14 protein-coding genes are annotated in these 13,348 nt (G+C 69.4%); 8 read left to right on the top strand and 6 right to left on the bottom strand.

Annotation, left to right across the window (positions count from 1 at the left end; translation table 11 throughout):
- Nucleotides 1-124: 124 nt before the first annotated feature.
- The 3 genes from RMT89_RS28185 to RMT89_RS28175 form a co-directional block, all read right to left on the bottom strand.
- On the bottom strand, nucleotides 125-745 hold the full coding sequence (locus RMT89_RS28185) for a VCBS repeat-containing protein (RefSeq protein WP_315886592.1): 621 nt from the start codon (nucleotides 743-745) through the stop codon (nucleotides 125-127).
- Between the two features lie 28 nt (nucleotides 746-773).
- Nucleotides 774-968 (bottom strand): hypothetical protein, encoded by a 195-nt coding sequence (locus tag RMT89_RS28180; RefSeq protein WP_315886591.1) that lies wholly within the window; start codon nucleotides 966-968, stop codon nucleotides 774-776.
- Nucleotides 969-1,155: 187 nt separating this feature from the next.
- Nucleotides 1,156-2,436, bottom strand: a complete 1,281-nt coding sequence (locus RMT89_RS28175) for a VCBS repeat-containing protein (RefSeq protein ID WP_315886590.1) — start codon at nucleotides 2,434-2,436, stop codon at nucleotides 1,156-1,158.
- A 184-nt stretch (nucleotides 2,437-2,620) separates the two neighbouring features.
- On the opposite strand from RMT89_RS28175, the gene RMT89_RS28170 reads away from it, so the two are divergent.
- A complete protein-coding gene (locus tag RMT89_RS28170; RefSeq protein WP_315886589.1) occupies nucleotides 2,621-2,956 on the top strand; it encodes an SCO4225 family membrane protein in 336 nt (111 codons plus the stop codon).
- A gap of 32 nt (nucleotides 2,957-2,988) precedes the next feature.
- Nucleotides 2,989-3,342 (top strand): SCO4225 family membrane protein, encoded by a 354-nt coding sequence (locus RMT89_RS28165; RefSeq protein ID WP_315886588.1) that lies wholly within the window; start codon nucleotides 2,989-2,991, stop codon nucleotides 3,340-3,342.
- Here the strand turns inward: RMT89_RS28165 and RMT89_RS28160 are convergent.
- Together RMT89_RS28160 and RMT89_RS28155 are read right to left on the bottom strand one after the other, a co-directional pair.
- Nucleotides 3,336-3,617 carry a zinc-ribbon domain-containing protein gene (locus RMT89_RS28160; protein ID WP_315886587.1) on the bottom strand — a complete coding sequence of 94 codons (282 nt, stop codon included), beginning with the start codon at nucleotides 3,615-3,617 and terminating at the stop codon, nucleotides 3,336-3,338. The two genes, RMT89_RS28165 and RMT89_RS28160, sit on opposite strands and share 7 nt — an antisense overlap.
- Nucleotides 3,618-3,717: 100 nt before the next feature.
- Nucleotides 3,718-6,024 carry a (Fe-S)-binding protein gene (locus RMT89_RS28155; protein ID WP_315886586.1) on the bottom strand — a complete coding sequence of 769 codons (2,307 nt, stop codon included), beginning with the start codon at nucleotides 6,022-6,024 and terminating at the stop codon, nucleotides 3,718-3,720.
- Between the two features lie 217 nt (nucleotides 6,025-6,241).
- Between RMT89_RS28155 and RMT89_RS28150 the strand changes: the two genes are divergently transcribed.
- The 5 genes from RMT89_RS28150 (at nucleotide 6,242) to RMT89_RS28130 (ending at nucleotide 11,524) form a co-directional block, all read left to right on the top strand.
- Nucleotides 6,242-7,261 carry an MraY family glycosyltransferase gene (locus RMT89_RS28150; RefSeq protein WP_315886585.1) on the top strand — a complete coding sequence of 340 codons (1,020 nt, stop codon included), beginning with the start codon at nucleotides 6,242-6,244 and terminating at the stop codon, nucleotides 7,259-7,261.
- A 94-nt stretch (nucleotides 7,262-7,355) separates the two neighbouring features.
- The gene (dnaK, locus tag RMT89_RS28145) at nucleotides 7,356-9,206 is read left to right on the top strand and encodes a molecular chaperone DnaK (RefSeq protein ID WP_315886584.1); all 1,851 of its coding nucleotides are present in this window, start codon (nucleotides 7,356-7,358) and stop codon (nucleotides 9,204-9,206) included.
- A complete protein-coding gene (gene grpE / locus RMT89_RS28140; RefSeq protein ID WP_315886583.1) occupies nucleotides 9,203-9,856 on the top strand; it encodes a nucleotide exchange factor GrpE in 654 nt (217 codons plus the stop codon). The genes dnaK and grpE overlap by 4 nt, the downstream gene beginning before the upstream one ends.
- Nucleotides 9,857-9,889: 33 nt before the next feature.
- The gene (gene dnaJ / locus RMT89_RS28135; protein ID WP_315886582.1) at nucleotides 9,890-11,071 is read left to right on the top strand and encodes a molecular chaperone DnaJ; all 1,182 of its coding nucleotides are present in this window, start codon (nucleotides 9,890-9,892) and stop codon (nucleotides 11,069-11,071) included.
- A gap of 6 nt (nucleotides 11,072-11,077) precedes the next feature.
- Nucleotides 11,078-11,524 carry a heat shock protein transcriptional repressor HspR gene (locus RMT89_RS28130; protein WP_315886581.1) on the top strand — a complete coding sequence of 149 codons (447 nt, stop codon included), beginning with the start codon at nucleotides 11,078-11,080 and terminating at the stop codon, nucleotides 11,522-11,524.
- Between the two features lie 59 nt (nucleotides 11,525-11,583).
- On the opposite strand, the gene RMT89_RS46085 is transcribed toward RMT89_RS28130, so the two are convergent.
- Nucleotides 11,584-11,802 (bottom strand): hypothetical protein, encoded by a 219-nt coding sequence (locus RMT89_RS46085; RefSeq protein ID WP_399498492.1) that lies wholly within the window; start codon nucleotides 11,800-11,802, stop codon nucleotides 11,584-11,586.
- A gap of 421 nt (nucleotides 11,803-12,223) precedes the next feature.
- Between RMT89_RS46085 and RMT89_RS28120 the strand changes: the two genes are divergently transcribed.
- Nucleotides 12,224-13,345: a substrate-binding domain-containing protein gene (locus RMT89_RS28120; protein ID WP_315886580.1), complete on the top strand. Its 1,122-nt coding sequence runs from the start codon at nucleotides 12,224-12,226 to the stop codon at nucleotides 13,343-13,345.
- The last annotated feature ends 3 nt before the right edge of the window (nucleotides 13,346-13,348 follow it).

The raw sequence follows: 13,348 nt of genomic DNA, 5'->3' as shown, positions 1-13,348 counted from the left end.
ATCATGCTGATGTCACGGCGCCTGGCGGGCACGAAGGACGCCAAACACCGGAAATGATCAGTTTGTTCACGGGCTCTAAGGGGGGATTGGGGGTTGAGTCCGGGACGGGCGGCTCAACCCCGCATCAGCGAGCTGCTCCGGTGTCGATCTCGCTGACGCTGCCGGTGCCGCCGGACTTGGTGAGGCCGCCGCGGTACAGCCAGGTCTCGCCGCCGCCGACCACCGCGAGGTCGGGCGAGCCGTCCCCGGTGAAGTCGCCGGTGGCGAGGTCGCGGCCGAAGTTGCCGTACGCGCCCGTCTTCGGGACCAGGGTGGTGCCGCCGGACAGGCCGGAGGCCGAGCCCCAGACGATGGTCACCGAGCCGCGGTACTGCTGGCTTCCCACGTGCCCCGTCGAGTTGCCGACGACCAGGTCCGCGTAGCCGTCCTTGTTCAGGTCGGCGCCGGCCAGGGACTCGCCGAACTGGTCGTCCTCCTCGCCGGTGCCGGGGATGCCGGCGGTGTCCTGGTGGATGCGCTGGATGCGGGTGCCGGGGCCGTTCGCGGTGCCGTAGACGACGGTGACGGTGCCGCCGACCCGGCCGTCGTCGTTGTATCCCCAGTACGCCAGGTCGCGGCGGCCGTCGCCGTTGAAGTCGTCGTAGTACTTGGCGACGGCCGCCGAGGCGGGGGCGGTGAGGAACAGGGGGGTGACGCCGGTCGCGAGGAGGGTCGCGGCGAGTGCGGCGGCGGTGCGTCGGGTCATGACGGAGTCTCCTGACGGTGTCGGGTCGTCACTTGGCGAGATCCCAGCCGGAGGTGGCGCTCCCCTTGAGGGAGACGCCCGCGGCGGCGAGGGACCTGGCGCCGGTGGTGGTGAGGCCGGAGGCGGTGCCGGCCGTCGCGGTGGCGGCCGTGAAGGTGAGCAGCCCGCCCGTCAGAGCTGCGGCGGTGGCCGTCGCGAGGCCGAGTCGCAGCGTCCGGTGCATGCGGGTTCTCCTGCTGCATGCGGGGAGTCCTGGCGGGGCATCCGCAGTCAATGGGGGTGCGGCCGGTCGCGTTCGCCGGGAGTTGTCCCGCGATTCACGTCTCGGTCGGCGATCAGGAGACCCGCATGATGCCCAAGGGTTGTACATGTGTTCGGTAAATTCTTGAACCATCTGTGACGGCCGTACGTCAGCGGCTCAGGAACCCGGCCGTGGAGAAGGTGACCGCCGGTTCGCTCGCGACCAGGCCCTTTTCCTTCCCCGGGTACACGGCAACCGTGTCGCGCGTTTCGCTCCGATACGTCCGCACGGTCAGGTCGGCCCGCCCGTCGCCGTCGAGGTCGGCGACGGACAGGACGCGGGTGGTTCCGGAGGCGGGCGGCTCGACGGTCACCGTGCCTCGCGTCGACAGTCCTGCCGTACGGCCGGGGAAGAGGCGCAGTCGTGCGCCGCTGGAGACGAGTTCGCTCAGTCCGTCCCCGTCGAAGTCGGCGGCGTCGAGCATCGAGCCGGGGGAGGCGAGGGTGGCGCGGGCGGCGGTGGGGAGGTCGTAGCGCAGGGACGTTTCGCCCATGGCCCCGACGGCGGCGTCCAGCGCCTTGCCCCGGCCGAAGTCGCCGAGGGCGACGTCGGTTCCGGCGGGCAGGACGGCGCCGGTGCGGGTCGGTCCTGCCGGTCCGCCGAGGACGACGGCGGAGGGACCGGCGCCTTCCGCCGTACGGACGAGCAGGTCGTCGTAGCCGTCGCGGTCGACGTCGGTGGCGGGGCCGGTGGGGACGTTGCCGGGGGAGGCGATCGGGGCGGCCGCGGCACTGGGCGTGCCCTTACGGCCGAACGGGCCGCGCAGGAAGCTCAGTCGGCCGCCCGAGGCGTGCAGGACCAGGTCCTTCGCGCCGTCGCCGTCGAAGTCGCCGCACACCGGCTGGTCGGGCCAGTCGTTGCCGACGCGGGCGCGGGCGGGGACGACGAGTTTGACGGCCTTGCCGGTCAGGCCCTCGGGCGAGCCGAAGAGGAACTGGAGCGGGACCGGCGGGGGGCCCTGGCCGTCGAAGGGCGGATCGGTGGACACGACGAGGTCGGTGAAGCCGTCGGCGTCCAGGTCGCAGCTCGCCTCCGCCTCGAACAGCGCCGGGAGTCGGCCGTCGGTGGCGGTGGCGTGCTCCTCGGGGCTGAGGAGTTGGCGGGCGCCGGGGACGAGGCCGCGGGCGCCGCCGTAGACGATGCCGATGCCCGGGTCGTCGGCGCGGGGCTGCTCCTTGACGAGGTCGTCGAGGACGAGGTCGCGGTGGCCGTCGCCGTTGAAGTCGTCCGGGGTCCTGCTGCCGTCGCCGCGGGGGACGGGCAGTGCGGCCGGGGCGTCGGCGACACGCACCGACGGGGAGGGGGCGGGCGCGGGGGCCGCGGTGTCCGTGGCCGGCCCGCAGGCGGCGAGCAGGAACAGGGCAGCCACACAGGTCCCACCGCTTCGCATGCGCACCGCTCACCTCGTCAGCATCACTGGCAACGACCTCGACATGATGCATGTGTTCGACTCAGGGCGACAGGGGTGGGTAGCTCCGACGGCCCCGCTAGGTACGCGTACTCATGTCCGGCCGCGCCCGCCGGTCCACTGTGGACCTCACCGATCCACGGACGACGACCTCAGGGGACCCACGATGCCGAAGGACTCCCGCCTGCGCCGGCTGCTCACGCTCGCCACGGACAACTGGCCCGCCCGGGGCTGTCTGGGCGTCTTCGCCGCCTCGGTCGGGGCCGCGTTCGTCGCCCCCGACAGCCTCTTCGCCACGGCCCATCTGCTGCTCACGGCGCCCCTGTCCACCATGGCGATCGCCCTCCCCTTCGGCCCCGGCACCGGGGGCGGCGGAGCGGCCCAGGTGCTCGCCGTCGCCTTCTCTGCCGTATGGCTGCTGCTGAGCGCGCTGGTGAACGCGGCCGCGCTCGGCGCCCTCACCCACCACGTCCGCGACAGCCGCGCCGCGCGGCACGCGTGAACCCACTGAACTCACCGAGAAAAGGAACAGACATGGAGCGCTCTGCCCGCCCCCGTCGGCGAAGCCTGCGGACCCTGCTGACACCCGCGACGGACAACTGGCTCTCGCGGGGGTACCTCGCGGTGGTCGCGGCGTCGGTCGGCTTCTTCCTGTACGCCGCCTATGTGGCCCCGGACGTGGGCTTCGCCGCGATCTGGCCGTTCATGGCCACCGCCCCGCTCGGCGGCCTCGCCTTCCTGCTGACGGTGCCCGTCGAGTCGGTCGAGTGGCTGAGCCCGCTGGTCTTCTCCGCCGGGGCGGCCGCGGCCGGCCTGGTCAACGCCACGCTGCTGGGCCTGCTCGCCCGCAGGCTGCGCGCACCTGAGCCGCGTCCGGCGACTTACTGATACGGCTGCTGCTGCGGCTGCCCGTACGGCTGGGAGGTCCCGGCGGGCTGCGCCTGGAGCTGCTCCGCCTGCTCCTTCGTCAGCTTCTGCTCCGCACCGCAGAACGTGCACTGCGTCGAGTACTTCGTCGAGAACCGGAACAGCGGCACGAAGAAGAGCGTGAACTTGGTGACGCGCTTGCGCAGCGTGTGCGCGGCGGGGTTCCCGCACTGGGCACAGACCAGGGTGAGTATCGCCAGATGGTAGAGGTAGCCCTTGGTGCCAAAGATGATCATCCTGCGGCCTTCCCGGATCGGTTCCTTGCCCCCAGTGTGGGCCATGACGCCGGACGCCCCCCACCCGATCGGGCAGGGGGCGTCCGGCGTACCGCGGCTGTTACTTCACCGGTTCCGGCTCCGGCTCGCTCTCCGTCTCCGCGGCGTCCTCCGGGTCGACCGGGGTCTTCACGGACTCCAGCAGGAGCTGGGCGACGTCGACGACCTGGATGGACTCCTTGGCCTGGCCGTCGTTCTTCTTGCCGTTGACGGAGTCGGTCAGCATGACGAGGCAGAAGGGGCAGGCCGTCGACACGATGTCGGGGTTCAGCGACAGCGCCTCGTCGACGCGCTCGTTGTTGATGCGCTTGCCGATCCGCTCCTCCATCCACATCCGCGCGCCACCGGCGCCGCAGCAGAAGCCGCGCTCCTTGTGGCGGTGCATCTCCTGCTGGCGCAGGCCCGGGACGGCGCTCATGATCTCGCGCGGGGGCGTGTAGATCTTGTTGTGACGGCCCAGGTAGCAGGGGTCGTGGTACGTGATGATGCCCTCGACCGGGGTCACCGGGATCAGCTTGCCCTCGTCCACCAGGTGCTGGAGCAGCTGGGTGTGGTGGATGACCTCGTAGTCGCCGCCGAGCTGCGGGTACTCGTTGCCGAGGGTGTTGAGGCAGTGCGGGCAGGTGGCGACGATCTTCTTGGCGGACTTGGGCTTCTTGGTGCTCTCGTCCACCTCTCCCTCCTCGTTGAGGGACTCGCCGAACGCCATGTTCAGCGCGGCCACGTTCTCCATGCCGAGCTCCTGGAACAGGGGCTCGTTGCCGAGGCGGCGGGCGGAGTCACCGGTGCACTTCTCGTCGCCGCCCATGATCGCGAACTTGACGCCCGCCATGTGCAGCAGCTCCGCGAAGGCCTTGGTGGTCTTCTTGGCCCGGTCCTCCAGGGCGCCGGCGCAGCCGACCCAGTACAGGTACTCGACCTCGGACAGGTCCTCGATGTCCTTGCCGACGACCGGCACCTCGAAGTCGACTTCCTTCGTCCACTCCAGGCGCTGCTTCTTGGCCAGGCCCCAGGGGTTGCCCTTCTTCTCCAGGTTCTTGAGCATCGTGCCCGCCTCGGACGGGAACGCGGACTCGATCATCACCTGGTAGCGGCGCATGTCGACGATGTGGTCGATGTGCTCGATGTCCACCGGGCACTGCTCGACGCAGGCGCCGCAGGTGGTGCAGGACCACAGGACGTCCGGGTCGATGACGCCGCCCGCGGCGAAGCCGCTGTCAGATACAGCCTCGGCGGTGCCGATGAGCGGGCGCTCGGCCTCCGCCAGAGCGGCAGCCGGCACATCCTTCAAAGCCTCGGCAGACGCCTTCTCCTCGCCCTCCATCGTCTTGCCGCCGCCCGCGAGCAGGTACGGCGCCTTGGCGTGCGCGTGGTCGCGCAGCGACATGATGAGGAGCTTCGGGGAGAGCGGCTTGCCCGTGTTCCAGGCCGGGCACTGCGACTGGCAGCGGCCGCACTCGGTGCAGGTGGAGAAGTCGAGCAGGCCCTTCCAGGAGAACTGCTCGACCTGGGAGACACCGAAGACGTCGTCCTCGCCGGGGTCGGAGAAGTCGATCGGCTTGCCACCGGAGGTCATCGGCAGCAGCGCGCCCAGCGAGGTCTCGCCGTTGGCGTTGCGCTTGAACCAGATGTTCGGGAAGCCGAGGAAGCGGTGCCAGGCCACACCCATGTCGGTCTTCAGGGAGACCGTGATCATCCAGATGAAGGAGGCCGCGATCTTCAGACCGGCGAAGAAGTAGGTGAGGTTCTGCAGCGTGGAGAGGTCCAGGCCCTCCAGCGCCGACACCACCGGGTACGAGATGAAGAACGACGCCTCGTAGCTGTCCACGTTGTGCTGGGCGCCCTCCAGCGCGTGCAGCATGAAGATGCAGACGCCGACGACGAGGATGACCGCCTCGACGAAGTACGCCTGGCCCGTGTTGGAGCCCGCGAACCGGGACTTGCGGCCCGCGCCGCCCGGCCGCGACAGCTGCCGGATGGCGATCAGGACCAGGATGCCGACGATCGTCATGGTGCCGATGAACTCGACGAAGACGTTGTACGGCGCCCAGTCACCGATGACCGGCAGCAGCCAGTCGGCCTGGAACAGCTGGCCGATGGCGTTCACGATCGTCAGCAGCAGCGTGTAGAAGCCGATCGCCACGAACCAGTGCGCGATGCCGACGATGCCCCAGCGGTTCATCCGGGTGTGGCCGAGGAACTCCTTGGCCACGGTGATGGTCCGCAGGACCGGATCGTTGGTCCGGGCCCCGGCCGGGAGCGGCTGGCCGAGCATCATGAAGCGGACGATCTGCAGGACGGCACGGCCGAACAGGGCGACGCCGACTGCCATGAGGACCATCGACACGATGATCGCGGCGAGTTGCATTTCGGGGCTCCTCGGGCCTGCGAGGTTCTTCGGGGAGGACACTTAGCGGTATTACTAAGCGGTAACTTATGCAGTCCGTCTGAGACTACCCCCATCCTCCGTCGCACTGTAGTCAGCGCCTCGGTGATCTGTGTCGCTGAGGGTTGCCTTAAGAAACCGCTACGAACCGATCGTGTTATTCGCATCAAATTAGTACATACAGCACTAATTTAGATCCGTGCTCTACGGGATCGCCGCCGCCACCACCGCCCTGCTCCTCTCCGCCGTCCTCACCGCCCTGGTCAGAGGGCCCGCCCTGCACCTGGGGCTCCTGGACAGACGCAGACAACGGCCCCTGCCGCTCGGCGGCGGCGTGGCCGTCGTGCTAGTCACCTGTCTGGTCGGGGCGGCCGGCGACTGGACCGGTGTCGCCCCGCTCGGCTCGGGCATCCCCCGACTGCTCGTCGCGGCGGCGGCCGTCGCCGCGCTCGGCCTGGTCGCCGACGTACGGCGGGTCAAGGCGCGGTTCCTGGTGGGCGGTACGGCCGTGGCGGCGGCCTGCGCGGTGCCGTACGAGGAGACCGGGGTGCTCGGCGGTCTGGCCGCCGCCGGCTGGATCGTCGGCGTGACGCTCGCCTTTCGGGCGCTCGACCATGCCGACGCGGTCGCCGGGACCGTGGGAGTCGTCACCGCATTCGGGGTCGGCGTCTGTGCGGCGGCGGAGGTGATGGACGGGCTCGCGGTGCTGCTGAGCGTGCTGGCCGCCGCGCTGACCGGGTTCCTCATGCACAACTGGCATCCCGCGCGCGTGGGACTGGGCGCCTGCGGCTCCCTGTTCGCCGGGTTCTTGCTCGCCTCGGCGGCCGTGCTGACCCGCGCCGGATACGAAGCGGGCACCGGCGCGGGGGTGTTGTTCGCCCTCACCGCCGTTGCGAGCGCCGATGTCGTCCTCGTCGTCCTGGCGCGACGGCTCGGTGGCCGTCCGTTGCTGCGGGGCGGTCCCGACCATCTCGCCCATCGGCTCCGGCGGCTCGGGCTCACTCCGCGGGGCGCGACCGTCGTACTCGGCGCGGGGGCCTTCGGCGGGGTGCTCATGGGGGTGCTCGTGCACCTGGGGTGGGTTGCCCGGTCGGGGGTGCTGTGGGTCGCGGCGGGTGCCCTGATCGCCGTACTCCTGCTGTTGAAAGTCAAGCGTCCGGTGGCTCGGCCCACCGCAACCGTGCAGGTCAGACCGCAGTTGCGTGTAAGGAACGGATAAGAGTTGAGCCTCACAGGCTCAGGTCTGTTGACCCATTTCCCGGCGTCGTGCACACTTGAGTCCGTTCCACTCAAGTCAGCTGGAGGAATCAACCATGGCACGTGCGGTCGGCATCGACCTGGGCACGACTAACTCTGTCGTCAGCGTTCTTGAAGGCGGCGAGCCCACCGTCATCACCAACGCCGAGGGCGCCAGGACCACGCCGTCCGTCGTCGCCTTCGCGAAGAACGGTGAAGTGCTCGTCGGCGAGGTGGCCAAGCGCCAGGCGGTCACCAACGTGGACCGCACCATCCGGTCCGTGAAGCGCCACATGGGCACCGACTGGAAGATCGAGCTCGACGGGAAGCCCTTCAACCCGCAGCAGATCTCCGCCTTCATCCTGCAGAAGCTGAAGCGGGACGCCGAGTCCTACCTGGGCGAGAAGGTGACCGACGCGGTCATCACCGTCCCCGCGTACTTCAACGACTCCGAGCGCCAGGCCACCAAGGAGGCCGGTGAGATCGCCGGTCTGAACGTCCTGCGCATCGTCAACGAGCCGACCGCGGCCGCGCTCGCCTACGGCCTCGACAAGGACGACCAGACGATCCTCGTCTTCGACCTTGGTGGCGGCACCTTCGACGTGTCCCTGCTGGAGATCGGCGACGGCGTCGTCGAGGTGAAGGCCACCAACGGTGACAACCATCTCGGTGGTGACGACTGGGACCAGCGCGTCGTCGACTACCTGGTGCAGCAGTTCAAGTCCGGTCACGGCGTGGACCTCGCCAAGGACAAGATGGCGCTCCAGCGTCTGCGCGAGGCCGCCGAGAAGGCCAAGATCGAGCTGTCCTCGTCCACCGAGACCTCGATCAACCTGCCCTACATCACCGCCTCCGCCGAGGGCCCCCTGCACCTCGACGAGAAGCTGACCCGCGCCCAGTTCCAGCAGCTGACCGCGGACCTGCTGGAGCGCTGCAAGACGCCGTTCCACAACGTCATCAAGGACGCCGGCATCTCCATCAACGAGATCGACCACGTCGTCCTCGTCGGTGGCTCCACCCGTATGCCCGCCGTCGCCGAGCTCGTCAAGGAGCTGACCGGCGGCAAGGACGCCAACAAGGGCGTCAACCCGGACGAGGTCGTCGCCATCGGCGCCGCCCTCCAGGCCGGTGTCCTCAAGGGTGAGGTCAAGGACGTCCTGCTCCTCGACGTGACCCCGCTGTCCCTCGGTATCGAGACCAAGGGCGGCATCATGACCAAGCTGATCGAGCGCAACACCACGATCCCCACGAAGCGCTCCGAGATCTTCACGACGGCCGAGGACAACCAGCCGTCCGTGCAGATCCAGGTCTACCAGGGCGAGCGCGAGATCGCGGCGTACAACAAGAAGCTCGGGATGTTCGAGCTGACGGGTCTGCCGCCGGCCCCGCGTGGCGTCCCGCAGATCGAGGTCGCCTTCGACATCGACGCCAACGGCATCATGCACGTGACCGCGAAGGACCTCGGCACCGGCAAGGAGCAGAAGATGACCGTCACCGGCGGCTCCTCGCTGCCGAAGGACGAGGTCGACCGCATGCGCCAGGAGGCCGAGCAGTACGCGGAGGAGGACCACAAGCGCCGCGAGGCCGCCGAGACCCGCAACCAGGGCGAGCAGCTCGTCTACCAGACCGAGAAGTTCCTCAAGGACAACGAGGACAAGGTCCCGGGCGAGATCAAGACCGAGGTCGAGGCGTCCGTCGAGGAGCTGAAGGCCGCGCTCAAGGGCGAGGACACCGCCGAGATCCGCACCGCCACCGAGAAGGTCGCCGCGGTCTCGCAGAAGCTCGGCCAGGCGATGTACGCCGACGCCCAGGGCGCCCAGGCCGCGGGCGGCCCCGAGGGTGCCACCGATGGTGGTGCCAAGGCCGCGGACGACGATGTCGTCGACGCCGAGATCGTCGACGACGAGCGCAAGGACGGTGCCGCGTGACCGAGGAGACCCCGGGCTTCGAGGAGAAGCCCGACGTCCCCTCCGGCGCGACCCCCGACGACGCCGAGCCGCAGGCCGCCACCCCGCCGAACGGCGAGGGGGCGGCCCCGGCCGGGGACGCAGCACAGATCGCGGGTCTGACGGCCCAGCTGGACCAGGTGCGCAAGGCGCTCGAAGAGCGCACCGCGGACCTCCAGCGGCTCCAGGCCGAGTTCCAGAACTACCGCCGCCGCGTGGAGCGGGACCGGATCACGGTGCGGGAGATCGCCATCGCGAACCTCCTGACCGAGCTCCTGCCCGTGCTCGACGACATCGGCCGCGCCCGGGAACACGGCGAGCTCCTCGGCGGATTCAAGTCCGTCGCGGAGTCGCTGGAGACCGTCGCGGCGAAGATGGGTCTGCAGCAGTTCGGCAAGGAGGGCGAGCCCTTCGACCCGACGATCCACGAGGCCCTGATGCACAGCTACGCGCCGGACGTCACCGAGACGACCTGCGTCGCGATCCTCCAGCCGGGGTATCGCATCGGCGAGCGCACCATCCGCCCCGCGCGGGTGGCCGTCGCCGAGCCGCAGCCCGGCGCCCAGACCGTCAAGGCCGACGAGGCGGAGGCGGGCGACGACAAGGAGAGCGGTGGCCCGGACGAGGGCTGAGCTTGAACCGATGAGAAAGGAGGGACGTCGAGGATGAGCACCAAGGACTTCATCGAGAAGGACTACTACAAGGTCCTCGGCGTCCCCAAGGACGCCACCGAGGCCGAGATCAAGAAGGCGTACCGGAAGCTCGCCCGCGAGTACCACCCGGACGCCAACAAGGGCAACGCCAAGGCCGAGGAGCGCTTCAAGGAGATCTCCGAGGCGAACGACATCCTCGGCGACCCCAAGAAGCGCAAGGAGTACGACGAGGCCCGCACCCTCTTCGGCAACGGCGGCTTCCGCCCGGGGCCGGGCGCGGGCGGCGGCAACTTCAACTTCGACCTGGGCGACCTCTTCGGAGGCGGCGCCCAGGGCGGCGGCCAGGGCGCCGGGGGCTTCGGCGGCGGGCTCGGTGACGTCTTCGGGGGACTGTTCAACCGGGGCAGCTCGGGTACCACCCGGGTGCAGCCCAGGCGCGGCCAGGACATCGACACCGAGGTCACGCTCACCTTCACCGAGGCCATCGAGGGCGCGACCGTACCGCTGCGGATGTCCTCGCAGTCTCCGTGCAAGGCCTGTTCGGGCACCGGCGACAAGAACGGCAACCCGCGGGTGTGCCCGACCTGTGTCGGCACCGGACAGGTGGCCCGGGGCTCCGGCGGCGGCTTCTCGCTGACCGACCCCTGCCCGGACTGCAAGGGCCGCGGTCTGATCGCGGAGAACCCCTGCGAGATCTGCATGGGCAGCGGCCGGGCGAAGTCCTCGCGGACCATGCAGGTGCGCATCCCGGCCGGGGTGAGCGACAACCAGCGCATCCGGCTGCGCGGCAAGGGCGCGCCCGGAGAGCGGGGCGGCCCGGCCGGCGACCTGTACGTCACGGTGCATGTGGACGCGCACCCGGTGTTCGGCCGCAAGGGCGACAACCTGACGGTGACCGTCCCGGTGACGTTCGCGGAAGCGGCCCTCGGCGGCGAGGTGCGGGTGCCCACCCTGGGCGGCCCGTCGGTCACCCTGAAGCTGCCGCCCGGCACCCCCAACGGCCGCACCATGCGCGCCCGGGGCAAGGGCGCGGTCCGCAAGGACGGCACCCGCGGGGACCTGCTGGTCACCGTCGAGGTGAGTGTCCCGAAGGACGTGACGGGGAAGGCTCGTGACGCGCTGGAGGCGTATCGCGAGGCGACCGCGGGAGAGGATCCGCGGGCGGAGCTGTTCCAGGCCGCGAAGGGAGCTTGATGCCAGATGGACGGCCGTCGACGCAATCCGTATGAACTGACCGAGGAGACCCCGGTCTACGTCATCTCGGTGGCGGCCCAGCTGTCCGGCCTGCACCCGCAGACGCTGCGCCAGTACGACCGACTGGGGCTGGTGTCCCCGGACCGCACGGCCGGCCGGGGCCGCCGCTACTCGGCCCGCGACATCGAACTGCTGCGCACCGTCCAGCAGTTGTCGCAGGACGAGGGCATCAACCTGGCCGGTATCAAGCGGATCATCGAGCTGGAGAACCAGGTTGCCGCCCTGCACAACCGGGTCGCGGAACTCCAGTCGGCCCTCGACGGCGCCGCCGCCGCGATGCAGCAACGCGAGGCCGCGGTACACGCCTCGTACCGCCGTGACCTGGTGCCGTACCAGGAGGTGCAGCAGACCAGCGCACTGGTGGTGTGGCGGCCGAAGAAGGCCAAGGACTAGGCAGGCGTTGAGCGTGAAGGGGCCCGGGGTTCTCCCCGGGCCCCTTTCTTTCTGCGGCCCTACGGCGTGGTCGTCTGCGTCAGGTCCAGCTCGGTCGCGACGACGATCTGCGCCTCGCCGGTCCACTGGAAGGAGGAGTTCCCGTCGTCGTCGACGAACATCGCCACCACCAGCGACGGCGAGATCATGGCCGGGCGGGAGATCACCCGCACCCGCGCCCGCGCCCGCGAGCGCGGGCAGCGACGGAAACTGCAGAAGAAGAACACCCCGTCCGCCAAACGCCGCCTGAAGAAGAGGCGCCGCAAGGAGGCGTGGCAACCCCAACATCCGCGCACGCGCGTGGGCGTTGTGGCGACGCGGGGTCCCGGCAACGGCCTCCGCCCCACCACCGCAGCGCAAGCGCCGGGATGGGGCTGGACGCAAACGCAGCGTCACCGCCAGTGATGTCCGTTGTGCAAGCACGGCACCCGAGGTCGTGCAGTTGCCTCATCTGGGTCGCACAGGCTCATCCGTCACAATGTGACCGCATTGACCTGCAGTGATCCATTGGATCTACTCCGGTGACACTGTCTGCACAGAAGATGCACACGTTAACGTTGCTATCTCATTAGATGCTTGTTCCTTGACGGGTGAACGAAGGCCGCGTTGGCTTCCTTCACCTGGGTTGCGAATCGCACCCTCGTCCGGAAGGCAAGCGCAGTGAACACCCGTACCCGCCGTACCGCCGTTGCAGCGGCTGCAGGCTCCCTTGTCCTCTCGCTCTCCGCCTGTGGAGCCCTCGGTGTGACGGGAGACAGCGCCGACGCGAGTCCGACCAAGGGGGACGACATCACGGTGGGCCTGCTGCTGCCGGAGAAGGCCAACACCCGCTACGACAAGTTCGACCACCCCATCATCCGGGCCAAGGTCGCGGCGCTCACCGACAACAAGGGTGCGGTCGCCTACGCCAACGCCGACGCGAGCGCCGCTACGCAGAGCACCCAGATGCAGAAGATGATCGACGACCAGGTCGACGTCATCCTGCTGGACGCGGTGGACTCCAAGGCCATCGCGGCCGATGTGGAGAAGGCCAAGGAGGCCGGTATCCCGGTCATCGCCTACGACCGGCTGGCCGAGGGGCCGATCGACGCGTACATCTCCTTCGACAACGAGCTCGTCGGCGAGGTGCAGGGCCGCTCGCTGATGTCCGCGCTCGGCGGCAACATCGACACCTCGACGAAGATCGTCATGATGAACGGCTCGCCCACCGACCCGAACGCCAAGCAGTTCAAGGCGGGCGCCCTCTCCGAGCTCAACGGCCAGGTGACGATCGCCAAGTCCTACGACACCAAGGACTGGAAGCCGGAGAACGCCGAGGCCAACATGGCCGAGGCGATCGAGGAGATCGGCGTCAACAACATCAAGGCCGTCTACTCCGCCAACGACGGCATGGCCGGCGGTGTCATCAAGGCCCTGGAGGCGGCGGGCGTCACCGAGCTGCCGCCGATCACCGGCCAGGACGCCGAACTCGACGCCGTGCAGCGGATCGTCACGGGCGAGCAGTACATGAGCGTGTACAAGTCCTACCCGGAGGAGGCCGAGTCCGCCGCGGAGATGGCCGTGGCCCTGATCCAGGGCAAGGAGATCAAGTTCGACTCCCTCACCGCGGACCGCGTCGACAGCCCCACCACCAAGGACATCCCGGCCCAGCTCGTCCCGGTGGTCGCGCTGACGACGGAGAACATCAAGGACACCGTCCTCAACGACGGCATCTACAAGTTCTCCGAGATCTGCGCCGCCAAGTACGAGTCGGCGTGCGAGGAGATCGGGCTCACCAAGTAGCCC

Source organism: Streptomyces sp. P17 (assembly GCF_032436805.1).
Taxonomy (GTDB): Bacteria; Actinomycetota; Actinomycetes; order Streptomycetales; family Streptomycetaceae; genus Streptomyces.
This window is presented reverse-complemented; position numbering and strand designations above follow the sequence as displayed.

Coding starts and splice junctions, on each gene's coding strand:
- RMT89_RS28185 (WP_315886592.1), bottom strand. CDS start 745: ATGACCCGACGCACCGCCGCCGCACTCGCCGCGACCCTCCTCGCGACC.
- RMT89_RS28180 (WP_315886591.1), bottom strand. CDS start 968: ATGCACCGGACGCTGCGACTCGGCCTCGCGACGGCCACCGCCGCAGCT.
- RMT89_RS28175 (WP_315886590.1), bottom strand. CDS start 2,436: ATGCGAAGCGGTGGGACCTGTGTGGCTGCCCTGTTCCTGCTCGCCGCC.
- RMT89_RS28170 (WP_315886589.1), top strand. CDS start 2,621: ATGCCGAAGGACTCCCGCCTGCGCCGGCTGCTCACGCTCGCCACGGAC.
- RMT89_RS28165 (WP_315886588.1), top strand. CDS start 2,989: ATGGAGCGCTCTGCCCGCCCCCGTCGGCGAAGCCTGCGGACCCTGCTG.
- RMT89_RS28160 (WP_315886587.1), bottom strand. CDS start 3,617: ATGATCATCTTTGGCACCAAGGGCTACCTCTACCATCTGGCGATACTC.
- RMT89_RS28155 (WP_315886586.1), bottom strand. CDS start 6,024: ATGCAACTCGCCGCGATCATCGTGTCGATGGTCCTCATGGCAGTCGGC.
- dnaK (WP_315886584.1), top strand. CDS start 7,356: ATGGCACGTGCGGTCGGCATCGACCTGGGCACGACTAACTCTGTCGTC.
- dnaJ (WP_315886582.1), top strand. CDS start 9,890: ATGAGCACCAAGGACTTCATCGAGAAGGACTACTACAAGGTCCTCGGC.
- RMT89_RS28130 (WP_315886581.1), top strand. CDS start 11,078: ATGGACGGCCGTCGACGCAATCCGTATGAACTGACCGAGGAGACCCCG.